The following is a 22,613-nucleotide window of genomic DNA, read 5'->3' as shown; positions in this document are numbered from 1 at the left end:
ACTCACTTCCACCCGGGTATCCGGCGGGGCCGCCGCCCCGATGCGACACCCCGCCACGCAAGCGGCACCCCGGCACATCCGTGGCATAGAGTCATCTTCGAACCACGGAGGGTGTGTTTTGGGTGTCACGGGGAGCGCCTCCGCGGCCGAGCGGCCCGGCGGACACTCCGAACCTGCCGCGGGCCCCGAACACCCGGAGCGCCGCCGCTCCCGGCTGCGCCGTGCGGTCCCGCCCCTGCTGACCTGGGCCCTCTGCGGCCTCGCGGTGCTGTGTGCGCTGCGCGCGCTCCTCCCCGGGCTGCGCGCCGCGACCCTGCCCCTGGCCACCGGCGTCGAGCTCGTCCTCGTTCCGGTGCCCGCCAACCTCGCCTACGCGCTGTTCCTCGCGCTGCTCGCCGGGGCGCTCGCCCGGCGCAAGCGCCCGGCGTTCTGGATCGTGGCCGCCTACCTCGCCGTCAACATCCTGGCCGACCTGCTGTACATGGTCGGGGTGCTCACGGTGCCGCACCTCGCGCCGCACGCGTCGTGGGGGGACGTGCTGCTGTGGACGGTGCCCGGCATGGCGGGCGCCGGCCTCCTCCTCGCCGCGCTGCTGCTGGCCCGCGACGAGTTCCGCGCCCGCGTCCAGCCGGGCTCGGCCCGCCGGGCTCTGGGTGTGCTCGTGCTCGGGCTGGCCGCCGGGGTCGGCCTCGGCTACGCGCTCGTCGCGGTCTTCCACGGCACCCTCGCGCCCGGCCCCGACCAGTTCACCTGGGCCGTCGAACGGGTTCTCGGCGGCGCGTTCCGGCTCTCCATCCGGCGGACCGGCAGCGCGCCCGGCTGGGTGAACCTCGCGCTCGGCCTGTTCGGCGCGCTCGCCCTGTTCGCCGCCGTCGTCACGCTGTTCCTGTCCCAGCGCCGCCGCGCCGCCATGTCCGCCGAGGACGAAGCGCGCGTCCGGGCGCTGCTGGACCGCCACGGGGAACGCGACTCGCTCGGCTACTTCGCCACCCGCCGCGACAAGTCCGTCCGGTTCTCGCCCAGCGGCAAGGCCGCGGTGGCCTACCGGGTCGTGGCCGGAACCAGCCTGGCCGGCGGCGACCCGATCGGCGACCCGGAGGCGTGGCCCGGCGCGGTCCGGGTCTGGCTGGACGAGGCACGGGCCCACGCGTGGACGCCCGCCGTGATGGGCGCGAGTGAGGCCGGCGCCCGCTGCTACGCCCGCGCCGGGCTCCGGGCGCTGCACCTCGGCGACGAGGCCGTGCTGCGCGTCGCCGACTTCACCCTGGAGGGCCGCGCCATGCGCGTGGTGCGCCAGGCGGCGCACCGGGTGGAGCGCGCCGGGTACACGGCGCGCGTGCGCCGGCACGGGGACATCGCGCCCGAGGAGATGCGCCACATCACGGACCGGGCCGCCGCCTGGCGCGACACCGAGACCGAGCGCGGGTTCTCCATGGCCCTGGGCCGCCTCGGCGACCCCGGCGACGGCGGGTGCGTTCTGGTGGAGGCGCTGGCCGCCGACGGCCGGCTCGCCGGCTTCCTGTCCTTCGTGCCCTGGGGCGACTCGGGGATCTCGCTCGACCTGATGCGCCGCGACCGCACCGCCGACAACGGGCTGGTGGAGTTCATGGTGGCCCACCTGATGCGTGCCGCGCCCCGGTTCGGCGTGCGCCGGGTCTCGCTCAACTTCGCGGTGTTCCGGGCCGCGTTCGAGGAGGGTGCGCGCATCGGTGCCGGCCCGGTGCTGCGCGCCTGGCGGCGCCTGCTGCTCTTCCTGTCCCGGTGGTGGCAGCTGGAGGCGATGTACCGGTCCAATGTGAAGTACCGGCCGGAGTGGGTGCCGCGCTTCGTCTGCTTCGGCGAGGCCCGCGACCTCGCCAACGTCGCCCTGGCCTCCGGGATCGCCGAGGGGTTCGTGCCGAGCCCGGGGTACCTGCTGCGCCGCGGGCGGACGCCGCCCGCCCCGGCCGACCGCGAGCGCGCCACCGGGCGGGAGGCGGAGCGCCCCGCCCCCGCCCGGGACGAGGCGGTGCCCGCCGCGCCCGATGCGGCGGAGCGGGAGCCGATGCGGGTCCCGGAACAGACCCGGGTACGGCTGGCCAAGGCCGACGCGATGCGCGCGGCCGGCCTCGACCCCTACCCGGTCGGGTTCGCGCGCACCGCCACCTGCGCCGGCGTGCGGGAACGGCACGCCGGACCCGGACCCGGCGGACGCACCGGCGACGAGGTGGCGGTCGCCGGCCGGGTCACCCTCATCCGGGACCACGGCGGGGTCTGCTTCGCCACGCTCACCGATGGCAGTGGCGACCTCCAGCTCCTGCTCACCGCGGCGGACCTGGGGGTCGACGAGATGCGCCGGTGGCGCGGCGAGGTGGACATCGGCGACCACGTCGGTGTGCGCGGCCCGGTGGCCGCCAGCCGGCACGGCGAACCGTCGGTCCGCGCGCGCACGTGGACCCTGACCGCCAAATGCCTGCGCCCATTGCCCGGCAAACGGCGTGCGGGGCGCGGCCCCTGGGCGCACGGCCACCGGCCCATCGACCTCGCGCTCACCCCCGAGACGGCGGCGCTGCTTCGCGCGCGCAGCGCCGTGACCGCCGCCGTGCGCTCCTCGCTGGCGGCGCGCGGCTTCCTGGAAGTGGAGACGCCCGTCCTCCACCCCGTGCACGGCGGTGCCGAAGCGCGCCCGTTCACCACCCACCTCAACGCCTACGACCTCGACGTGTACCTGCGCATCGCACCCGAGCTGTACCTCAAGCGCCTGTGCGTGGGCGGGCTGGAGCGGATCTTCGAGGTCGGCCGCTGCTTCCGCAACGAGGGGGTCTCGCCGCGCCACCACCCCGAGTTCACCATGCTGGAGGCCTACCAGGCATACGCCGACCACGGGGACGTGCGCCGGCTCGCGGCCGACCTCGTACGGGAGGCGGCCGCCGCCGTCCACGGCGCCCCTGTGCTGCTGCGGCGCCGTCCGGACGGATCGGCGACGGAGGTCGACATCAGCGGCGCGTGGCCGGTCACCGGCGTGCACGCCGCGGTGTCGGCGGCGGTGGACGAGCAGGTCACCCCGGACACGCCCCTGCGGCGGCTGCGCGAGCTCGCCGGACGCCACGGGGTGGCCCTGCCCCCTGCGCCCGGCGGCGGGGAGGGGGCGGGGGGCGCGGACGGCGGCCGCGGCGTGCCCGGCGCGGGCGGGGAGACGGAGCCGGGCCGTGACGGCGCGCTGGTCGCGCTCTACGAGCGGCTGGTCGAGGCGCGCACCACGGCGCCGGCGTTCTACACCGACTTCCCGGCCGCGGCGTCCCCGCTGGCCCGGCGGCACCGTTCCGATCCGCGGCTGGCCGAGCGCTGGGACCTCGTGGTGTTCGGGATGGAGATCGGCACCGGCTACTCGGAGCAGAACGACCCCGTGGAGCAGCGCCGCCGGCTCACCGCCCAGTCGCTCGCGGCGGCGGCCGGGGACCCCGAGGCGATGGAGCTGGACGAGGACTTCCTGTCCGACCTGGAGTACGCGATGCCCCCGACCGGCGGGCTCGGGCTGGGGGTGGACCGGCTGGTCATGGCGGTCACCGGCCGCACCATCCGCGAGACGCTGCCGTTCGCGCCGGCCCGGCCGGGCGCGACGTGACAGCGTCGCCGCCGGTGCCCGAAGGACCGGCCCCCGCCGGTGGTCAGCCGGCGGCCGCTCCGCCGGCGGTGTCCGGCCCGGCGGCGGGCGGCCCGCCGTCCGGGGCGACGGCGATCGCGCCCGACGGGCACAGGTGGGCGGCACGGCGCGCCGCCGCGCCGGACCGCGGCGGCGGCGCGGGATCCAGCAGCACCACCGTTCCGGCCTCGTCGTCCTGGTCGAACACCTCGGGGGCGGTCAGGACGCACATCCCGGCGCCGATACAGCGCCGCCCGTCCACGGTGAGCTTCACCGGTCGCCCCCGTCCCAGGCGACCGGGAGCCGGCGCACGCCGTAGATGTCGGAATCGGTTCGCAGCGGCACGTCCTCGGGCGCCACGGCCAGGCGGAGGGCCGGGAACCGGGCGGCCAGCGCGGGGAACGCGACCCGCATCTCCACCCGCGCGAGCTGCTGGCCGAGGCACTGGTGGATGCCGTGCCCGAAGGCGACGTGCCCGCTCGCGTTGCGACGCAGGTCGAGGATGTCGGGGTCGGGGAACTTCGCCGGGTCGCGGTTGGCGGCCAGGACCGAGATGGCGACGGATTCACCGGCCTTGACCGGTCGGCCGCCCAGCTCGACGTCCTCCAGCGCCACCCGCACCCCGGTGTGGGGGATGCTCAGGTAGCGCAGCAGCTCCTCGACGGCCGTGTCGGCGATGCCGGGGCCGGCGCTCAGGGCCGCGAACGCGCCGGGGTGGTGCAGCAGGGCGAACGTGCCGAGCGCGATCATGTTGGCGGTGGTGTCGAGCCCGGCTCCCAGCAGGAGGAGCCCGATGTTGGTGAGCTCCTCGTCGGTGAGGTCGGCGGCGGTCAGCTCGCTGAGCAGGTCGTCGGTGGGCGCGGCGCGCTTGGCCGGCACCAGTTCGCCCAGGTAGGTGTAGATGCCCGTGTAGGCGGCGCTGACCTCCTCCGGTGTCGCGTCGTGGTCGTTCAGCGTCGTCGCCTGGCGCTGGAAGGACGCGCGGTCGGCATAGGGCACGCCGAGCAGTTCGCAGATCAGCAGGGCGGGGATGGGCTGCGCGTACGCCTCCACGAGGTCCGCCGACGGGCCCCGCCGCTCCATGGCGTCCAGGTGCTCGGCGGCGACCTCCTCGACCCGCGCGGTGAGCCGGCGCATCCGGCGGACGGTGAACGCGCCGGTGAGCAGGCGCCGGTAGCGGGTGTGGTCCGGGGCGTCCATGTTGATGAACATGCCGGGCGGCGCCGGCGGGAACGGCCACTCGTTCATCGGCGAGGGCAGCGGATTGTGCATCAGGTCCTGCCGCGCGCTGAACCGGGGGTCGGCCAGCACCGCGCGGACCAGGGCGTGGCCGGTCGCCAGCCACCCCACGTGGCCGTCGGGGAAGGCCAGGCGGCTCAGCGGCCGTTGCCCGCGCAGCCGCGCCAGCTCCTCGGGCGGGTCGAAGGGCCGCCCGGCGGGACGCGCCGTGGGCAGGGGCGCCGCCTGCTCGGGGAGCGGCGCGGCTGCGCCGGCGGGCCGTTCGGGCGTGTTCGCGGCCGGTCGGTCGGACATGGTGTCCTCCTGTGAGGGGGCGAGGGGTCTGTTCAAGGGGGGCGGCCACCGTTCCGCGGCGCGGCCGAAGGCGGCGCGCGACCACGGGCGGCCGGGCCGGCCGGGCCGGGCGGGCCGACGCGCCGGGCGACGGCGGGGGTGCTGTTCGCCGCCGATCCCGGCGCGCGTCAGCGACCCGCGGGGTCGCGATGATCGGGATGAAGGGCGCGGCAGCCCGGCGAACCGGCGCGGCCGGTCGGGCGACGCACCGCGGAGCCGCACATCGACCGGGCCCGGCGCCGAGCCGTGTGACGCCACCCATGGCGTCACAGACGGCGTCGGACCACGCGCCCGTCAGGGCGGGCCGGGTGGCGGACTCCGGCGGTGCGGCGAGGCGTCCGGGCGGGTCAAGGGGCTGTGGCCGCCTGGGGACAGGGCGGAGACCGCGGGCTCGCGCGGAGACGGTCGGCGCCGGAAGCGAAGGACATGGCGTCATAATGACATCATTATGGCGCCATATCAAGAAGGGATGGCGTCAAGATGGCGCCCTTGGGTTTCCCATGGCATCGGCCGGCGGTCGGCGGCCGGTGGGCACCTGCGTCGACCGGTGGCGCCGCCGGCCCCTGGCCGGGGGAGGCCGGTCCCTCCGTGGGGTGATCCGCGCCGGTCGGGCGGCTGCCATCGTGGTCCCGGCCACGCGGGGCCGTCCCCGCCGGACCGGAGGAGCGGGTATGGATGTCACCGCGGACCGGCCGTCGCCACGGGCGGCGCGCGGACGGCTGCGCGGCGCCTGGACCGCCGCGCACACCCCGGTGGACGGAGTGCCCCGGTGGGCCCGGATCGCGGCCTACGCCGTCCCGCTGACGGTGCTGCCGTCGAGCGTCGGGCGCATCGCGGTGGTGTTCCTCGACGAGGCGAGCGCGGCGAAGGCGGGCGACGCCCGATTGTGGCTGCCCATAAAGGCGTATGTGGTCGTCCTGTCGGTCCTCTCCGAGCTGTTGGCGTTCACCGCGGTCGGGCTGGTGGCCGCCTGGGGTGAGGTGGTCCCGCGCCGGGTCCCGCTCCTGCGCGGCCGCCGGGTGCCGGCTCCCGCCGTCGCGATCCCGGCGGCTCTGGGAGCCGTGGCGCTGACGGTCCTGTGGACCGCCGCCGCCGTGGGGGTGATCGCGGGGGTCACTCTCACGGGCGATCCCCTTCCGCCCGACTTCCCATCGGCGGCGGGCGGCTGGGAGGCCGCCGTGTTCTCCCTGGCCTACGCGCCGCTGCTCCTGTGGGGCCCGCTCCTGGGGGCGGCCACCGTCGCCTACTGGGCGCGGCGGCGGGGCGGTGCCCGGCGGTGAACGCGGTGGGGCCCGCCATCGTCGGCGGCGTCGACGCCCCTGCGTCCGCCCGCCCCGGGCGCCGTCGGGCATCGAGGGCGGGCCGCCGCTCCGGCCACGGACTGTAACGATTCGGTAGCGCACCGCGCATCGGGCCGCTAGGGTGTGACCGGGAAACGCCGTCCGTCGCCTGCCTTCCGTCGCGCGATCCACGACCTGACTCGTCCCAGCGTCAGCCCGTGCGTCGGCCTCGCATACGCGGCACGGACGTCGCTCCGTCTCCTGTGAAAGCTCGCGGCGTCGGTGGCGCGCGGTGCCGAGGAGCCGAACTTCGCGTGGGTACTTCCGGGCCACGGCGGCCTGCACCGACTCCCGGCGGGTGAGATGCGGGAGCGGATGCGCGGGCTCGCCCGCCGCAGCGCGACCTACCCCGAGCACGAGATCGACCGCGGCGCGGTCGGCTTCTGATGGGCTGAACGCGCACCGTCCGCCACCGGTCCCAGGGGCGGCCGCGGGGACCCGCCCCTGGGACCGGCCGGCCCGGCCGCGTCCTCCGGGGCGCCGTGCGCGCCGTGCGCGCCGTGCCCCGTCCGTCCCGCCACACCCAGGAGGCCGGCCGAGCAATGACCGACACATCCACCAGCCGACCGGCGACCCGGGGCACCGGCCCCTGGGCCGCGCTGGCCGCCCTGTCCATGGGCCTGTTCATGATCGTGGTGGACACCTCGATCGTGTCCGTGGCCGTGCCGGCCATGGTCAGCGGCCTGAACACCGGGCTGAACGCGGTCGTCTGGGTGACCAGCGCCTACCTGCTCACCTATGCCGTGCTCATGCTGCTGACCAGCCGCCTGGGCGACCGCTACGGCCCCAAGCGCGTGTTCGTCGCCGGGCTCGCGGTCTTCACGGCGGCCTCCCTGGCCTGCGCGCTCTCCGCGACCGTCGAGGCGCTGATCGCCGCCCGCGTCGCGCAGGGCGTGGGCGCGGCCCTGCTGACACCGCAGACCCTGACCCTCATCGGCCACCTGTTCCCGGCGAACGACCGCGGCCGGGCGATGGGCGTCCTCGGTGCGGCCTCCGGCCTGGCGACGGTCACCGGACCCCTCCTCGGCGGGATCCTGGTGGACACCCTCGCGTGGCAGTGGATCTTCTACGTCGACGTCCTCTTCGGCCTCGCCACGCTCGCCCTGAGCGTGCGGGTGATCCCGGACTGGCGGCCGGGGCACGCGCGGCGCCTCGACGCCTTCGGCATCCTGCTCTCCGGAACCGGGCTGCTCCTGATCGTGTTCGGCGTCCAGAACGGGGAGCGGTACGACTGGGGGGAGGTCCTCGGCCCGGTCACGGTGGTGGACGCCATCGGGGCGGGGGCCGCGCTGCTCGTCGCGTTCGTGGTCTGGCAGCGCGTCAACCGGAACGAGCCGCTGGTGCCCCTGCGGGTCTTCGGCGACCGGAACTTCTCCGCGGGCACGCTCACCACCGCGGCGCTGGGCTTCGCACTGACCGGCCTGTTCCTGCCGATGGTCATCTACCTCCAGTCCGCTCTGGGCCTGTCGCCCACCCAGACCGGTCTGCTCACCGCGCCGATGGCGCTGGTGTCCGGCCTGATGGGGCCGTTCATCGGCCGCCTCTCGGACCGGGTGAACGGCAAGTACCTGGTGATGTCCGGCCTGCTCGGCATGGCGCTCGGCCTGGGCATCATCGATCTGCAGGCCCGCGCGGACCTCCCGCCCGCGCAGCTCGTCCCGGGGCTGCTGGTGGTCGGGGCCGGCATGGGCCTCGTGCTCGTCTCCGTGAACAACGTCGCCATGGGGTCGGTCCGGCCCGAGCTGCGGGGGGCCGCGTCCGGCGTCTTCTTCACCGCCCGCCAGATGGGCGCGGTCGTGGGCAGCGCGGCCATCGGCGTCCTGCTCCAGGCGCGGATCGCGGCGTCGGTCGCCGACGCGGCGGAGACCGCGGCCGGCCGCCTGCCGGCCGCCCACCGGCAGGACTTCGCCGCGCACGTGCTGCGGGTCGCCGAGGCCGACCCGGGCGGAGTCGGCAGCGCCGCCACCCCGCCCGGCCTGCCCGCGCACCTGGCCCACCAGGGGCGGTACCTCGCGGAACAGGCGATCCGGAGCGGCCTCACCCAGGCGGTGCGGGAGACCCTCATCGCCCTGATCGCCATCCTGCTCCTGGGACTCCTGGCCGCCGCCGCGATGCGCCGCACGAATCCGCGTCCGACGCGTCCGTAGCGGGGCGACGCCGGCCGGGCGGGGATTGTCCGATCGCGCGCGTAGCCTTTCCGCGCATCCAGGGGCGATCGGCGTCCCCACCGCCGGCCCCTGTCCCGGACCCCCTCACAGGTTGGAGCCCCATGGAAGACAACGCCCCTGCTCTCGCCTTCGTCACCGAGCTGCGGCGAGCCGGAGCGGGAGAGTGGCGGCCGCACCGCCGGCTGGTGGTCAGGTTCGAGCCGGGGGCGGCCGTGACGCTCGCCCAGCTCGGCTGGCGCGACCTCGACGGCGCCGAATCCGTCATCGGGTTCGACCCCGGCATGACCACCTTCACCGGAACGCGGATCGGCCCCGACGGCACCTCCCACGAGTGGCGGGGCCGGCTGGCGGAGCGGCTCACCGACCGCGCCGGCCACCGGTTCCGGGTCGAGGGCGCGGACGGAGACCAGGACCTGCGGCTGCTCATCGAGGACGGCGGCGCACCGGTCGCGCGGGCGGCCTGGGCCGACCGGGACGGCGGCGGCGGAGCGGTGGTCCTGCGCACGACCGACCTGGAACAGGCCGCGGACGCGGGCGAGGTCACCGGCATGGTGCGCGAGGTCCGGGCGGGCAACGAGCACGCGCGTGCCGGTGAGGTCGCCGTCAACCTGCTCGACGACAGCTACGCCAAGTGGCTCTCGTTTCGCGACGAGGACTGGCTGGAGTTCGCCATGGCCGAACCCGTCCTCGTCCGGCACTACACGCTCGTCTCCGCCAACGACTTCGCCGACCGCGACCCCCGCGACTGGGAGCTCAAGGGGTCGGTGGACGGACGGGCGTGGGTCACGCTCGACACGCGCTCCGACGCGTCCTTCCCCGAGCGCCACCTCGCCCGCGGCTTCCACGTCACCGGTCCCGCGGCGGACACGCCCTACCGGTACCTGCGGCTGGAGTTCACCCGCAACTGCGGCGGCTCCGAGATCCAGCTCAACAGCGTCCGGTTCTTCTCCGAAGGGCACACCTACGAGGGGTTCACCGGGCACCGCTATGCGGCGGGGACGGCGTCGTCGCCGTACGCGGGGGTCGCCGGCGGACCGGCGGCCGCCGCGCCGGACACCCCCGACCTCTGGCGCGCCTTCCTAGCCGAGTACAGCGCCGACATGCTGCGCGTCGGTGACGAACGCGAGCTCTTCGGTGTCGGCCAGGAGCAGCGCTCCGCGTCCTGGCTGGGCTACGAGGGCGCCACCGAGGAGCAGATCACCGACCTGGAGGCCCGGCTCGGCACCCGGCTGCCGCCCGGCTACCGGTCCTTCCTCGCCGCGTCCGACGGCTGGACGACCATCAGCGCCTTCATGTACGGGCTGCGCTCCACCGCCACGGTCGGCTGGCTGAGCGACCTCCAGGACCAGAACACGCTCGAAGAGGAGTACCTGGAGGGTGCGGGGCCGGTCGGACCGCTGCTGCTGGTCTCCGGCGACGGCGACGCCCAGTACTGGCTGCTGGACGCGGGGGACGTCGGTGCCGACGGCGAGTGGGCCGCCTACGTGTGGGCGAGCTGGTACCCGGGCCTGGGCGAGCGCCATCGGTCCTTCGGCGACCTCGTCGTCGCCGAGCGCGCCGCGTTCGAGCAATTGAGAAGTGATGAGGGGCGCCCGGTGCACCCGGAGAGCGCTGAGGACATCCTGGCCCAGGGGCGCTGGGCGGCGCTGGGCGGCCGTGTGGACGACGCGCTCGACGCCTTCCGGCGCGCCGAGGAGAAGGGCTCCGGCGCCGCCGCGTACCTGAAGGTGGTGCTCTCGGCCTTCCTCGACGTCCGCAGGACCCACCACCGGCTGCGCGGCGTGCTGCACCATCCCCACGTGCTGGCCGAGGTCGGCATGGAGCAGGTCAATTCCGAGGCGGTCCCGCTCTTCCTGCGCAGCGCCGGACTGGACGCACCGGGCGGCACGGCGCACGCGGTCCGCGGCCTGGCCGCGACCGTTCCCGGCCTATCGGGGGCGTTCACCGGCCGGGAGCGGGACACCTGGCTCGCCGACCACCGGGTACCGGAGTCGCCCGCCTTCGAACGCGCCCTCGACGCGGCGCGGGAACTCGCGGCAAAGGGGGCCACCGATGACGCCTGGGCCGTGATCGAGGAGGCCCTGCCGTCCTGGTACCCGCTGTCGCCGAACCGGATCGCACCGGTGGTGCTGCTCACCGACCCCGCCCTGCGTGACGTGGTCACCCCCCGCCGGGCACGCGAGGTGGTCTTCACCCCGCGGGGCGCGGACATCTCAGACCGGGGGTGAGCCGGGGCGGGCCGGCACCGGGGCTCCGCGGTCCTACCGCGCGGGCGGCGCACCGGCATCGCGGCGTCCTGCCCCGGCATGACCGCCCGTGTAGGGGCGGCGCCTCCGGCGGACGGGCCGCACGACCGGGCGGGCCGTGCCCGCCCGAGGCGTCGCGTGGCCTCCGGATCGGGGGAGTGGTGGCCCCGTCCTGGGGGCGGCGGCGCGGGAACCGCTACGACGCGGCGGCCTGTGCGATGGTGTGGGCCTGGACGCGGAGGTTCTGCCGCATGAACCACCGCAGCATGCGGTTGCCGAGGCGCCCCCGCGCTCCCCGCAGGGCGCTGGTCCAGGACATGCGCAGGTGCAGCCGGGAGTGGTCCCCGAGCGGCTCGATGGTGATCCGGAACGCGCGGGGCGGGATGTCGCTGCGCGGGGGCTCCTGCTCCCAGGTGACCTCGCGGCCCGGGACGCTGTGCGCGATCCACTCCCGGACCTTCTCCTCGTCGAACTGACGGGTCAGCTCCACGACACCGCCGTCGAGCAGCCGTGACGATACGGCGGACTTGTCCCACTCGGCCCGGCGCCGCGGATCGCCGACCAGGTCCCAGATCCGTTCGGCCGGCACGGGAACGTCGAGCTCGTGGGTGGCGTACTGCCTCCCCTCGTCCGTCTGGCCGGAGTCATCGGAGGGGCCATCGCCCTCAGCAGGTGCCGCCGAGTCCTCCGGTGTCTCGATCGGCTCGCCGAGATCGTGGCGGATCCGGTCGGTGTCCACCCCGAGCCTGTCCAGCAGCCGGCGGATCCGGCCGCCCTCATCGTCGAGCAGCGCGACGAGCAGCGCCTGGTCGCCGCCGGCGTGCGGGCAGTCGTCCGCGAGTTCGCGCAAGCGGGGGCCGAAGGGGAGCATCGAGGGTGCCGCCGCCTCGGATTCGCCGGCCGCCGCCGGAAGGGGGGCGTCGATCCCCAGCAGGGCGAGATCCTCTTGGAGGAGCTCGTCGATCGCCGAGCGCGCCTCGGCCAGACCCACCCCGGCGTCCATGAGCAGCCGGGCGGCCGGCCCTCCGGTGGTCAGCACCCCGAGGAACAGGTGCTCGAAGCCGACCTCCGAATGGGCCGTGCGGGCCGCTTCGCCGCTCGCGGCCCCCTCGATCAGGGCGCGGGCGAAGAACCCGCGGTGGGAGGCCGGTCTCGTCGAAGAGTCCGTCATCACTGACCTCTTTCGGTCGCGCCTATGTGGCTCAGTCGTCTCGCGTACTTCTTGTGGACGGCCTGCCGGGTCACTCCGAGCGCGGCGGCGATGGCGGACCACGACTCGCCCGACCGCAGCGCCTGCTCCACCTGCCGCAGCTCCAACGAGTCGACCAGCGCGCGCAAGGAGGCGACGGCGCGCAGACCGTCGACGGGGGTCGACGTATCCGAGGCCGTTGCCGCCAACCGGACCGCATCCATGGTGTCAACCTAGGTTGCGCGCGGCCATCGTGTCAACCTGGGTTGCGCGGGTATCGCCGTTGCCGCGGGCGGGTGCGGCCGGTGGCGGGCCCGGTCACTCCGGGGCGAAAGCGGTGGCGTAGTCGCGGGCGAAGTCGGTGATGTCGCGCGCGGGGTGCCCGGTGAGGTCGGCGACGGACGTGTGCACCTCGGCGGCCTCGCCCCTGGCGTAGTGGGCGTAGTCCTCGACGAGGCCGTCGAGCCGCCGGCGCGGGAGGACGCCGGCCAGGGCGGCGGTGAACCGCTCGGCGGACGCGTCGCGGAAGGCGATCTCCCGCCCGGTGGCGGCGGAGAGCGCCTGGGCGATCTCGTCGTGGGTCACGGCGCGGGGACCGGTGAGGGTGTAGGTCCGGCCGGTGTGTCCCTCGCCGGTCAGCACGGCCGCGGCGGAGCCCGCGATGTCGCGGGTATCGACGGCGCTGACGGCGGCGTCGCCGATGGGCGCGGCGAAGAAGCCCCGGGCGATGGTGCCGGCGAAGGCGAGCAGCGACTGGAAGTACAGGTTGGGGCGCAGGACGGTGTGGTCGAGGCCGAGGGCCCTGACGTGCGCTTCGACCTCGGCGTGCCGGCGCGGGACCCGCACCGGGGGGTCGGGGTTCGCCGCGTACCGCGACAGCAGCACGAACCGGTCCACGCCGGCGTCGCGGGCGAGGTCGGCGAACGCGATCTGGAGATCGGCGGCACCCGGCTCCGAGGGGCTGGTGAGGAAGGCCCGGTCGACGCCGTCGAGCGCTGCGGCGATCGATCCCGGGTCGCGCAGGTCGGCGACGACGTTGTCGACGCCGGGGAGGGGGCGGCCGGGGGGCCGGGTCATCGCGCGGACGGCCGCGCCGCGGGCGTGCAGGGCGGGGATCAGGTCCGATCCCACGGCTGCGGTCGCGCCGGTCACGAGCACGGTGGGGCTGTCCATCGTCGGGTGTCCTTCCCAGGTGTCGCCGGGTGCGCCGGCTCGACGCCGGCCTCCCGGAGCGGCCCCCGTTCGCCTGACAACGGCCTTCGCCGACCCGCGCGAGCGGATCGCGGGCGCCGGGGTCCTCGCCGGTCGCCTACCCCGGAAGGGGGGAGCATCGATGTCGCGATGCCAAATGTCCGATATGCAAAAATCCCGATCATGCATGTTAATTTGCCCGATGATGCCCGATATCAGCCTCCGGGCGGCATCCCCCGGGCCCGGAGCGATGAACCGCTCGTCCTGCGGCCCAGCCCGAAGCAGCGACGGAATCGGCTGATCCTGGTGGGCGTTCTCAGCGCCGTCCTGCTGGCGTCCATGGCATTCAGGGCGGCCTGGGCGCTGGCGTTCTTCGCCCCCGTCCTAGGGGCGATCTTCGCTCTCGGCTGGTGGTACATGGCGCGCTCCCGCGTCATCGTCACGCCCGACGAGATCACGGTCATCGGACTGCGGCGACGCAGCCGCCCCCGGTCGGGCGCCGTGAGCGTCGTGCGCGCGGACCTGATCCAACCGCGGGGGCCTAACGCGGAGTCGGTGTTCGTCCTCGACGGCTACGGCAGGGTGCTGCTCAGGATCTGGGTCCACATCTACGCGCGCGAGGACGTCGACCGGCTGGTCGACCACGTCGGAATCGCGTGGAGCGGACCGGGCCGCCCGGTCACCGCGCGGCAGCTGGCGAACGCCTACCCGGGCATCGTGTCCCCGCTCGAGCAGCGGCCGTACCTCTTCGGGTTCGCCGCGGCGGGCGTCCTCACGGTCCTTCTCGCCGCGATCGTCGGGACCGCGATCCTGCTGTCGCTCTGACCAGAGGGTTCTCCGGGCGGCCTGCGGCCACGGCTCTCTCCCCCCGCACGGCCGGCTGGGGTGCGCCCCAGGTCCCGAGGGCGCGCCCGCGGCGGAAACAGGGCACGCGTGAAGGTCCGGCCGTGCGCCGGCGCCCTCGTGCCCGGCGCCTCTATGGCGTCATTTCGATGTCATGAGATGTCATTAGGGCTTTGATTGACGTCATATGTGTGTCATTATGGCGTCATGCCTGCCGGTGGCAGGGCCCGATCGCCGCGGGTCCTCCGGCGCGGGGAGCGACGGCGCCGGCCGTCGCGCCGCACGCCGGGGTGGCCTCGCGGCCGGCACAGCCCTGCCGAAGGCCGCCGCCCGGCCGGGCGGCCCCGCCGGATTCGCGTCCCTTAGCGAGAGAGACATGGCCATGGGTGAATCCCTCCACACCGTCACGACGATGCCGACGACGCGTCGGCCCGGCTGCCCCTTCGACCCGCCGGCGGAGCTGACCGACGCCCGGCGGCACGGCCCCATCAGCCGCTACACCTTCCCCGGCGGAGAGCCCGGGTGGCTGATCACCGGATACGACCTGGCCAGATCCGTCCTGGCCGACCCGCGGTTCAGCTCCCGCAAGGAGCTCATGCGCCACCCGTTCTTCGACTCCACCGGCATGGAGCTCCCGCCGGCGCCGCCCGGCGAGTTCCTCCTCATGGACGAGCCGCGGCACGGTCGCTATAGGAAGCCGCTGGTGGGCAAGTTCACCGTCCGGCGGATGCGGCAGCTCACCGAGCGCGTCGAGCGGATCACCGCCGACCACCTGGACGCCATGGAGAAGGCCGGGCCGCCGGCGGACCTGGTGACCGCGTTCGCCCACCCCATCCCCGCCGTCGTGATGTGTGAGCTGCTGGGGGTGCCGTACGAGGACCGCGGCTCCTTCCAGGAACAGATCGGGGCGTTCCACAACGGGGAGTCGAGCGACGAGGAGCAGATAGCGGCCTACACCGCGGTCCAGGGCTACCTCGCGGAGCTGGTGGCCGCCAAGCGCGCGAACCCCACCGACGACGTGCTCAGCGACCTCACCGACGGCGATCTGACCGATGAGGAGCTGAGGGGGGTCGCCCTGGTCCTGCTGGTGGCCGGGTTCGACACCACCGCGAACATGCTGGGGCTGGGTACGTTCGCGCTGCTGCGCAACCCGGCGCAGCTGGCCGCGCTGCGCGCCGATCCCGCGCTCGCCGACCGGGCGGTGGAGGAGCTGCTGCGATACCTGAGCGTCGCCAAGATGTTCATGAGGACGGCGCTGGAGGACATCGAGCTGGGCGGTCAGGCCATCGAGGCCGGAACGACGGTCGTCGTGTCGTACCACACCGCCAACCGCGACCCCGAGCGCTTCGCCGACCCCCATGTGCTCGACTTCCAGCGCCGGGACGGTGGGCACCTGGCCTTCGGCCACGGCATCCACCAGTGCCTGGGCCAGCAGCTGGCCCGCGTCGAGATGCGGGTCGCGTTCCCCGCGCTGGTGAACCGCTTCCCCACGCTGCGCCTGGCCGTGCCGGCCGACGAGGTCGGCCTGCGCCCGGAGACCGCGGACATCTACGGGGTGAAGAGCCTCCCGGTCACCTGGGACGTGTGACCGCGAGCCCCTGGCGAGTGGGGGCGCTCCGCATGGGGCTCCGGCCTCGTCCGTCCGGCCGGCGGAGGGCTCAGGAGCCGGTTCCCCGAAGGGCGCGGAGGTCCTCCGCCGCCTGGTGGCGCAGGGCGGGCAGATGCGGGCGCACGGGCTCCGGCAGGCCGGCGAGGACCACTTCGACGTCCTCGGGCGTGCCGATCTCGTCCAAGAACCCGATCATCAGGTGCGCGGCCGCCGGCGGTGTGGTCGCGACGACCCGCCGGGCGAAGTCGTCCCACTCCGCGGGGTCAAGGTGGTCCTGGAGGGCGGGGAGCAGGATCGGCTCCTCGTGGCGCAGGTGGTCGTGCACGGTCTCGCGGACCGCCATGGCCGCCGTGTGCAGCGCGGCCCGGATCTCGTCCTCGGCGCCGCCGTCCACGGGGACGGCGGCGAGCCGGTCCAGCGCCGCGTCCAGTCGCTCGTGTTCCTCGCTCAACGCGTCGAGTTCGCGCGCGGCGGCCGGTGCCACCGCGAGGAGGCGCGGCCACAGGTCGTGGTCCTCGGTCTCGTGGTGGTGGCGCAGGTTGACGACGAGGAAGTCCCGCAACCGCGCCAGTGCGGCGAGAGGCGTGGAGGGGCGAACGGCCGCTTCGGCCAGCAGGGTGGTCGCCACGCGGTGGACCTCGTGGGTGAGCCGGGTCTCAACGACCGCTTTGGAATCCTGAGTTTGCATATATGGAAACGTATTCGATATCGAACTCTATAGGCAAATGCTGCGATCGTCGAGGTCAAGGGTGAGGCGCCGATGGCCACCCGGAAATACACGTCGCCCCGCCGTACCGAATCGGCCGCCGCGTGCCGTGATCGAGCTCGTGGCCGACGGCACCCGGCGCACGCACGAACGCCACTGGGACCTCGCCTACGGCCTCTTCTACCGGCACCCGCCGGGCGAACCCTCCGTCAAGGCGGTTCTCGACAGAGGGGGCGACGACTACGTCCACGCCCTCGCCCGCGTGGCCGATCGCCTGGCGGAACTCGACGCCCTCCGTGCCGGGGCAGGTCGAGCGGAGGCCGTCGACGTCCTCCTGTTCTACCTGGGCCCGCATGCCTGGCTGACGCTCGTCGGCGAACGCGGCTGGTCGTTCGACCGCGCCCAAGCCTGGATAGGCCGGTCCGCCTGCCGGGCGCTCTTGAAGGACGCACGGTGAGTCCACCGAGACGCGCGCCGAGCGTCGTGCGGCTTCGAACGGTGGGCGGGCGGGGGCCGGGAGCCGGTCAGCGGGTTCGTCCCATGGAGCCGCCGGTCATCCCTGCGCCGCGGTGTCCAGCAGCCAGTTGTACCGCAGGCGCAGTGCGCGCTCCGTGCTGGCCGCCGCGGCACCGAGCGTGAGCGCGATGTTGAGCCACACCGGCAGAGTGACGGGCGAGGTGAAGGCCCCGAAGCGCTGCGTTACGGGAGGGACCTGAAAGACCACTTCGATGAGCTGCGGGATGAGGAGGAGGGCGGGGATGACGAGCAGGACCAGCGAGCAGAAACCGATGCAGCGGCTCAGTGCGGGGTGCTCGCGGTCGAGGCGCGCGCGGTGCCCCTCGGCGGAGCGGCGATCCGGGATGAGCCGCCGCTCGGCCCCCTCGTCGGTGATGTAGTGGCAGCGCTTGAGGCCGAAGGCCGTCGGCGCTACCTCGATCGTGCCGCCCTGGACGGGGAAGGCGGCGGGGAGACTGGACTCGGCGTGGTGCCTGCCGTCGAGGTACAGGTGGGCTTTGCCTTTCCCGTCTTCGGAGAAGAACCGCTGCAAAGAGTGGACGTCGACGGCGTAGACCGCACGCCGGCCGTCCTCCTTCTCCAGCGGAAGATGGAAGAGGTGACGGGACATCGGCTGCCACCAGCGGAACGGTTTCAGTGAACGCCCATTCCCGGGCTGGACCCGCTGCGCGGCTCGGCGGCGCCGCCACTCATCGAACATCTCAGGCTCCATATCATCGTGCGGAAAGGCGTGGGCGGCACGGGACCGGCCCTGCCGGGGCGGGTTCCCCGGCCGGCGAGCCCCATCACGGAGAACGGGTGGGTGGGGCGGTCCCGCTCGCCCCACCCACCCGTTGCTCAGGAACGACGCCCTCCGGCCGACCGCGATTCAGGCCGTGTGCGCTCGCCGGCCGAAGGGTGCGGCCCCCGTCACCGGCGGGCGCCGCCGCCCGGTCCCGGCCGGAAGCCGGTCAGGCCGCGCAGGACATGTCCTGTTCCGGGAACTCGCCGTCGACCAGGAAGGCCGTGGCCACATCCTGGGCGCAGGGGTTGTCGCCGTAGACGTAGGCGCCGTGCCCGCTGCCGTCGACGCTCACCAGCCGGGACCGCTGCCCGAACTCCTCGCGGAGCATCTCCCCGCCGAGGTGCGGCGTGACCGGGTCGCGCTGGTTCTGCACGATCAGGACGTTGCCCGGCCCGTCGTCGGTGATCTCCACCGGCGGCTCGTCCGGCTCGTAGTCCCAGTAGGCGCAGGGCATGATGTTGGCACCCGCGGCGCCGTACACGGGGTAGCGCTCCCGGTCTTCGGCGACGCTGCGCTGATAGGTGCCGACGCCTTCGGGCCATTCGACGTCGTTGCAGGTCACGGCGAGGAATGCCGACCACGAGTTGTCGAACGGCGACGGCTCGGCCCGCGTCGCCAGTGCGGCGCCGACGGCCGGCATGCCGACAGGCGGAGTCAGGTCCAGCTGCTCCCGCACCGCGGCCCCGTCGGAGGTGAGCACCGACTGCCAGAGCTCCGCCGTCCGGGGGTACGCCAACTCGCTGTAGAGCCCCGCGAAGGTCGCCAGCCGGAAAAGGGCGCCGTCGATGGGGCCCTCGCCGGTGTCCACCGGATTCTCGTCGAGCCGCTCGGCGAGCTCGAAGTAGGTCGCGCGCACCTCCTCCGGTGAGTCGCCCAGCCCGTACTCGTCGTGGCGCTCGGCGGCCCATCGCGCGAAGTCCGGGAAGGTCTGCTCGGCGCCCAGGCCGTACCTGCGCATTCCCTCGTGGTCGAGGTGGGTGTCGCCGATGTTGCTGTCCAGGACGATCCGGTCGGAGCGCTCGGGGAACATCGACGTGTAGGCGGCGCCCAGCGCCGTCCCGTAGGACAGCCCGAAGTAGTTGATCTTCTCCTCGCCGAGCGCGGCCCTGATCCGGTCCAGGTCGCGGGCCATGTTGGCCGTCGACACGTGGCGCAGCAGCCCGTCGTCGTCGTTGTCCGTGCACTGGTCGGCGGCGGCTTCGGCCACCGCGGCGTGCTCGGCGACCGCCGCCTCGTCGACCGCGTAGGGCGGGATGTTGCCGCGGTAGTCGGTGGTGAAGCCGCAGCTCACCGGGGACGAGTGCCCGACTCCCCGAGTGTCCATGCCGATCAGGTCGTAACTGTCCAGGGCCTCGGCGGGCATTCCCAGCGAGGCCAGGTCGGCGGGCATCGACAGCCCGGACCCGCCCGGACCGCCCGGGTTGAGCAGCAGCACACCGCGCCTCTTGTCCGGGTCCGCGCTGGCCAGCCGCGACACCATGATCTCGATCCCGGCGCCCTCGGGATCGTCGTAGTCCACCGGCACCGGCACAGTGCCGCACTCCAGCTGCGGCGCCTCGGCCGCCACGTCCTCAGGGCAGGTGCCCCAGTCCACCTGCACCGCCGGCTCATCGCCCCGGTCATCGGCCACGGCGGGTACCGCGACCAACGGCCCGGCCAGGCCGATCGCCGCCACCACGGTCAATCGTCGACCTGCGCTACGCCTTCGCTCCATGTCCGCCCTTCCCCATTTCGGTCTCAACAGCGCTCCTGCTCACCCGCGTCGTCGGGGTCTGTGCTTCGAACCTAATTCGGAGTCGGATCGTGACAGAGTGTCGCGAATCATGGGTTTTCTCCGCGCGCTGCACGGGTCGGGCGTGACAGATGTCATCCATCGACGGGGCCCTCGCAGGGGAAGCGGCCATAGCGGGCGACGCGCTCATCGCAGAGGAGGCCCTGAAGCGCGTGGGGCGGGATATGGCCGGCATATGAAGATCACCAGACGTCGGCGATAGCCGCGATATGGCTGGATAGGTCCCGGTCGCAGCCCGTTGCTGTGGCCCCCGGCGGAGTGACCGCCGGGGCGAGCCACCCGAGGAAGGGAACCCCCCATGTCACGGTCTTTGCGCAGGATCGCCACGGTCGTCGTCGGCCTGGGCATCATGTTCGGCGCCGGCGGCGCCGCCGCATTCGCCGACCCCGGCGACGTGCCGGACTGCCCGCCGGGCGTGCCGAGCGGCGTGCCCGGCGTGCCGGCGATCCCGGGCGGCGATCCACTGCCGACCGACCCCGCCGAGCCCGTGGAGCCGGCGCCGGGCGACTGCGAGCTTCCGTCGCCGACCGAGCCCGTCGAGCCGGGTCAGCCCGTCGAGCCGATCGAGCCCGGCCAGCCCGTCGAGCCCATCGGGTAGCGCGGTACGGCGACCGCCCGGGCTGACGCCGTGAGCATCCGCCACCCGCGCGTCGCGTACCGGCCCGCCGTTGCCGGAGCCCGCCACGGGCCGGCGGAACGCCCGGCGGGGCCGTTTCGCGGTGCAAGGGAACGCGATCCCTTTCGCGGACCCCGGCCACCATCGGGCGACTGATCCGCCCTGATCCACGGAAACGGGCCCCGGTACCTCCACCGCCGGGGCCCGTTCGCGCCGGTGGGGAAGGCGGCCGGGCACCCGCTACGCGGCACCCATGACGTTTTCGAGGGGAAACTCATGACGCGGTGTAACTGGTGGGCCCGGCGAGGCGAGAAGCAGTCTGGGGACGTACTTCCCGGCGGTGGCGACCGCCCCCCGGACGGAGAACGGCGGGGCGGCGGGCCGGCGGGAGCCACGGTGAAACGGATATCCGGAGGCTGGACGTGGGACGAGGGCTGAGCATAGGCCGAAGTTTGCCCCCGATGGCGGTGATCCTCCTTGCCGGCTCGCTGGTCGCGGCGGCACCGGCCGCGGCCGGCGACCGGGGCGAGGGGGCGGTGACGGGGGTGGAGTGGGGCCCCTGCCCCGAGGATGTTCCCGCCGGGCCGCATCCGTTGGAGTGCGGCACTGTGCCGGTGCCGGTGGACTACGACGATCCCGAGGGCGCCGAGGTCGAGATCATGGTGTCGCGGCTGGCCAGCGCGGACCCGGACAAGAGGCGCGGTGTGCTGCTGCTCAACCCGGGCGGTCCGGGCGGGTCCGGGCTGTCGATGCCCGCCGACCTGGCTTCCCTGGGCATGCCCGCCAGCGTTATGAACACCTACGACCTGATCGGCATGGATCCCCGAGGAGTCGGCCACTCGTCCCCGGTGAGCTGCGGCTTCACCACCGATCAGGAGTATTACGGGAACATTCCGCCCTACGCGGTCGACGACGCCGCGGTCGTCGAGCAGGCCGAGGCCGCCGCGGCGGTCGCCGACCAGTGCGCGCAGAACGACGACGACGGGCTGCTGCGCCACGTGTCGACGGCTAATACGGCCCGCGACCTCGACCGGATCCGGGCCGCCCTCGGCGAGGAGAAGGCCAGCTTCTTCGGGGTCTCCTACGGATCGGCGCTGGGCGCCGCCTACACCTCGATGTTCCCGGAGCGCTCCGACCGGATCGTCCTGGACAGCAACATCGGCGACACCCACCTCGACTACGACGGCGTGCGCAGGTTCGCCCAGGGTTTCGAGGAGACGTTCCCCGACTTCGCCGCATGGGCGGCGGCGCGCGACGCCAGCTACGGCTTGGGGAGCTCGCCGGACGAGGTGCGGGATACCTACTTCGAGATCGCCGAGCGGCTCGACGAGGAACCGGTGGCCGGATTCCATGGCAGCCTCTTCCGGCTCGGTACCTTCGTGGGGCTGTACAGCGAGTCGAGCTACCCGGAGACGGCGCAGGTGTGGCAGGCACTGCGCGACTCCGACGAGGCGGCCGTCCAGCGGTACCTGGACGGGAACGGGCCGGTCGGCGGCCTGGGAACGACGACGGCCGAGCCGGCGCCCGCGGACAACGCCTGGTCGGCGTTCCTCGCGGTGAACTGCAACGACGTCGACTGGTCCGAGGACCTCGCCACCTACCGGAACGGCGTGGCGGAGGACCGCGAGCGGTATCCGATGTACGGAGCGGCCACGGCCAACGTCACGCCCTGCGCCTACTGGAACTACGAGCCGGCCGAGCCGCCCGTGGAGATCACGGGTGAGGGTCCGCGCAACGTCCTGATCGTGCAGAACCTGCGCGACCCGGGTACACCGCACAGCGGCGGGGTGATGGCGGACGAGAAGTTCGGGCAGCGGTCCCGGCTGGTGAGCGTCGACGGCAGTGGGCACGGCGCCTACATCTACGGCGACAACGCCTGCGCCTGGAACGTCACCACGAGGTATTTGGTCGACGGCGAGTTCCCTGAGCAGGACGTCTCCTGCGGGGCGTCCCCGGGCTCCGGACTGGAACTCGACAGCGAGGCGGAGCGGTTGCGAGCCGAGACCCTCGGCCGGCTGGGTGACGCCGCCTGAACACGGTCGAGGCAGGCCGCCACTCCTAGACGCTGACGGACCCCGGTCCGGCATTCCACGCATTCGGGGTGCCGTGGCCGGGTGGGCGGTGGTGGGATCGGTGGGGCGGGGCGCCATGGGTGGCGCCCCGCCCCACCGGCGTCGTGTCGGCCTCGCGGATGAGGTGTTCGTCCGCGAGGGCCGGCGTATGGGCGCTGGGGCCGGCCGCGGGGGCGGCGGCTGGTGTTCCGGTCCGCCGCCGCGTTCGGAAAAAAGTTCGGCCGTGATGTCGATCGGGTCGTGTGCCGTTCGACGTCTGATCGAGAGGCGCCGAACACGGCGCCGTTGCACGGAGGAGAGCGACCCATGCCGAAGTACATGCTCATCATGCGCGCCGGTGACGAGGC

18 protein-coding genes are annotated in these 22,613 nt (G+C 74.0%); 10 read left to right on the top strand and 8 right to left on the bottom strand.

Annotation, left to right across the window (positions count from 1 at the left end; genetic code table 11):
* Positions 1-118: 118 nt before the first annotated feature.
* Positions 119-3,604 (top strand): bifunctional lysylphosphatidylglycerol synthetase/lysine--tRNA ligase LysX, encoded by a 3,486-nt coding sequence (lysX, locus tag ACFO4E_RS17425; RefSeq protein WP_378576121.1) that lies wholly within the window; start codon positions 119-121, stop codon positions 3,602-3,604.
* A gap of 43 nt (positions 3,605-3,647) precedes the next feature.
* Here lysX and ACFO4E_RS17420 read toward each other — a convergent pair whose 3' ends face one another.
* Positions 3,648-3,896, bottom strand: a complete 249-nt coding sequence (locus ACFO4E_RS17420) for a ferredoxin (RefSeq protein ID WP_378576120.1) — start codon at positions 3,894-3,896, stop codon at positions 3,648-3,650.
* Positions 3,893-5,155 carry a cytochrome P450 gene (locus tag ACFO4E_RS17415; RefSeq protein ID WP_378576118.1) on the bottom strand — a complete coding sequence of 421 codons (1,263 nt, stop codon included), beginning with the start codon at positions 5,153-5,155 and terminating at the stop codon, positions 3,893-3,895. Before ACFO4E_RS17415 ends, ACFO4E_RS17420 begins: the two co-directional genes overlap by 4 nt.
* A gap of 710 nt (positions 5,156-5,865) precedes the next feature.
* On the opposite strand from ACFO4E_RS17415, the gene ACFO4E_RS17410 reads away from it, so the two are divergent.
* The 4 genes from ACFO4E_RS17410 to ACFO4E_RS17395 all read left to right on the top strand — a co-directional run bounded on the left by ACFO4E_RS17410 (position 5,866) and on the right by ACFO4E_RS17395 (position 10,930).
* The gene (locus tag ACFO4E_RS17410) at positions 5,866-6,474 is read left to right on the top strand and encodes a hypothetical protein (RefSeq protein WP_378576116.1); all 609 of its coding nucleotides are present in this window, start codon (positions 5,866-5,868) and stop codon (positions 6,472-6,474) included.
* A gap of 282 nt (positions 6,475-6,756) precedes the next feature.
* The gene (locus tag ACFO4E_RS17405; protein WP_378576115.1) at positions 6,757-6,921 is read left to right on the top strand and encodes a hypothetical protein; all 165 of its coding nucleotides are present in this window, start codon (positions 6,757-6,759) and stop codon (positions 6,919-6,921) included.
* A 155-nt stretch (positions 6,922-7,076) separates the two neighbouring features.
* Positions 7,077-8,681, top strand: coding sequence for a DHA2 family efflux MFS transporter permease subunit (locus ACFO4E_RS17400; RefSeq protein WP_378576113.1), 1,605 nt, complete (start codon positions 7,077-7,079; stop codon positions 8,679-8,681).
* 122 nt (positions 8,682-8,803) lie between these two features.
* Positions 8,804-10,930, top strand: a complete 2,127-nt coding sequence (locus ACFO4E_RS17395; RefSeq protein ID WP_378576112.1) for an SMI1/KNR4 family protein — start codon at positions 8,804-8,806, stop codon at positions 10,928-10,930.
* Between the two features lie 214 nt (positions 10,931-11,144).
* On the opposite strand, the gene ACFO4E_RS17390 is transcribed toward ACFO4E_RS17395, so the two are convergent.
* The 3 genes from ACFO4E_RS17390 to ACFO4E_RS17380 form a co-directional block, all read right to left on the bottom strand.
* Positions 11,145-12,119, bottom strand: coding sequence for an SRPBCC family protein (locus tag ACFO4E_RS17390; protein WP_378576110.1), 975 nt, complete (start codon positions 12,117-12,119; stop codon positions 11,145-11,147).
* Positions 12,119-12,361 carry a hypothetical protein gene (locus tag ACFO4E_RS17385; RefSeq protein WP_378576109.1) on the bottom strand — a complete coding sequence of 81 codons (243 nt, stop codon included), beginning with the start codon at positions 12,359-12,361 and terminating at the stop codon, positions 12,119-12,121. The genes ACFO4E_RS17390 and ACFO4E_RS17385 overlap by 1 nt, the downstream gene beginning before the upstream one ends.
* A 94-nt stretch (positions 12,362-12,455) precedes the next feature.
* Positions 12,456-13,310 (bottom strand): NmrA family NAD(P)-binding protein, encoded by an 855-nt coding sequence (locus ACFO4E_RS17380; protein ID WP_378576107.1) that lies wholly within the window; start codon positions 13,308-13,310, stop codon positions 12,456-12,458.
* A 324-nt stretch (positions 13,311-13,634) separates the two neighbouring features.
* Between ACFO4E_RS17380 and ACFO4E_RS17375 the strand changes: the two genes are divergently transcribed.
* The gene (locus ACFO4E_RS17375; protein WP_378576106.1) at positions 13,635-14,153 is read left to right on the top strand and encodes a hypothetical protein; all 519 of its coding nucleotides are present in this window, start codon (positions 13,635-13,637) and stop codon (positions 14,151-14,153) included.
* A 400-nt stretch (positions 14,154-14,553) separates the two neighbouring features.
* Positions 14,554-15,759 (top strand): cytochrome P450, encoded by a 1,206-nt coding sequence (locus ACFO4E_RS17370; protein ID WP_378576104.1) that lies wholly within the window; start codon positions 14,554-14,556, stop codon positions 15,757-15,759.
* A gap of 70 nt (positions 15,760-15,829) precedes the next feature.
* Here the strand turns inward: ACFO4E_RS17370 and ACFO4E_RS17365 are convergent, their stop codons facing one another.
* A complete protein-coding gene (locus ACFO4E_RS17365) occupies positions 15,830-16,468 on the bottom strand; it encodes a hemerythrin domain-containing protein (protein ID WP_378576103.1) in 639 nt (212 codons plus the stop codon).
* Positions 16,469-16,595: 127 nt separating this feature from the next.
* Here ACFO4E_RS17365 and ACFO4E_RS17360 point away from each other — a divergent pair, with 127 nt between their 5' ends.
* Positions 16,596-16,943, top strand: coding sequence for a hypothetical protein (locus tag ACFO4E_RS17360; RefSeq protein WP_378576101.1), 348 nt, complete (start codon positions 16,596-16,598; stop codon positions 16,941-16,943).
* A 96-nt stretch (positions 16,944-17,039) separates the two neighbouring features.
* On the opposite strand, the gene ACFO4E_RS17355 is transcribed toward ACFO4E_RS17360, so the two are convergent.
* Complete coding sequence (locus ACFO4E_RS17355) at positions 17,040-17,702, bottom strand: hypothetical protein (protein ID WP_378576100.1); 663 nt, start codon at positions 17,700-17,702, stop codon at positions 17,040-17,042.
* Between the two features lie 250 nt (positions 17,703-17,952).
* Entirely contained in the window at positions 17,953-19,464 is a 1,512-nt protein-coding gene (locus tag ACFO4E_RS17350) for an alpha/beta hydrolase (protein WP_378576301.1), read from the bottom strand.
* A gap of 412 nt (positions 19,465-19,876) precedes the next feature.
* Between ACFO4E_RS17350 and ACFO4E_RS17345 the strand changes: the two genes are divergently transcribed.
* Both ACFO4E_RS17345 and ACFO4E_RS17340 read left to right on the top strand, forming a co-directional pair.
* Positions 19,877-20,176, top strand: coding sequence for a hypothetical protein (locus ACFO4E_RS17345; protein ID WP_378576098.1), 300 nt, complete (start codon positions 19,877-19,879; stop codon positions 20,174-20,176).
* A 479-nt stretch (positions 20,177-20,655) separates the two neighbouring features.
* Positions 20,656-22,227 (top strand): alpha/beta hydrolase, encoded by a 1,572-nt coding sequence (locus ACFO4E_RS17340; RefSeq protein WP_378576097.1) that lies wholly within the window; start codon positions 20,656-20,658, stop codon positions 22,225-22,227.
* The last annotated feature ends 386 nt before the right edge of the window (positions 22,228-22,613 follow it).

It is taken from the genome of Nocardiopsis mangrovi (genome assembly GCF_042653925.1).
Lineage (GTDB): Bacteria > Actinomycetota > Actinomycetes > Streptosporangiales > Streptosporangiaceae > Nocardiopsis_B > Nocardiopsis_B mangrovi.
Note: the sequence above shows the minus strand (reverse complement) of the source record. Positions and strands in the feature narration are given on the sequence as shown.

What these genes read in the sequence shown, in the direction of transcription:
- ACFO4E_RS17415 (WP_378576118.1), bottom strand. Translation starts at nt 5,155, where the DNA reads ATGTCCGACCGACCGGCCGCGAACACGCCCGAACGGCCCGCCGGCGCA.
- ACFO4E_RS17365 (WP_378576103.1), bottom strand. Translation starts at nt 16,468, where the DNA reads ATGCAAACTCAGGATTCCAAAGCGGTCGTTGAGACCCGGCTCACCCAC.
- ACFO4E_RS17390 (WP_378576110.1), bottom strand. Translation starts at nt 12,119, where the DNA reads ATGACGGACTCTTCGACGAGACCGGCCTCCCACCGCGGGTTCTTCGCC.
- ACFO4E_RS17395 (WP_378576112.1), top strand. Translation starts at nt 8,804, where the DNA reads ATGGAAGACAACGCCCCTGCTCTCGCCTTCGTCACCGAGCTGCGGCGA.
- ACFO4E_RS17355 (WP_378576100.1), bottom strand. Translation starts at nt 17,702, where the DNA reads ATGTTCGATGAGTGGCGGCGCCGCCGAGCCGCGCAGCGGGTCCAGCCC.
- ACFO4E_RS17370 (WP_378576104.1), top strand. Translation starts at nt 14,554, where the DNA reads ATGGGTGAATCCCTCCACACCGTCACGACGATGCCGACGACGCGTCGG.
- ACFO4E_RS17380 (WP_378576107.1), bottom strand. Translation starts at nt 13,310, where the DNA reads ATGGACAGCCCCACCGTGCTCGTGACCGGCGCGACCGCAGCCGTGGGA.
- ACFO4E_RS17410 (WP_378576116.1), top strand. Translation starts at nt 5,866, where the DNA reads ATGGATGTCACCGCGGACCGGCCGTCGCCACGGGCGGCGCGCGGACGG.
- ACFO4E_RS17400 (WP_378576113.1), top strand. Translation starts at nt 7,077, where the DNA reads ATGACCGACACATCCACCAGCCGACCGGCGACCCGGGGCACCGGCCCC.
- ACFO4E_RS17340 (WP_378576097.1), top strand. Translation starts at nt 20,656, where the DNA reads ATGGCGGTGATCCTCCTTGCCGGCTCGCTGGTCGCGGCGGCACCGGCC.
- ACFO4E_RS17385 (WP_378576109.1), bottom strand. Translation starts at nt 12,361, where the DNA reads ATGGATGCGGTCCGGTTGGCGGCAACGGCCTCGGATACGTCGACCCCC.
- ACFO4E_RS17345 (WP_378576098.1), top strand. Translation starts at nt 19,877, where the DNA reads ATGTCACGGTCTTTGCGCAGGATCGCCACGGTCGTCGTCGGCCTGGGC.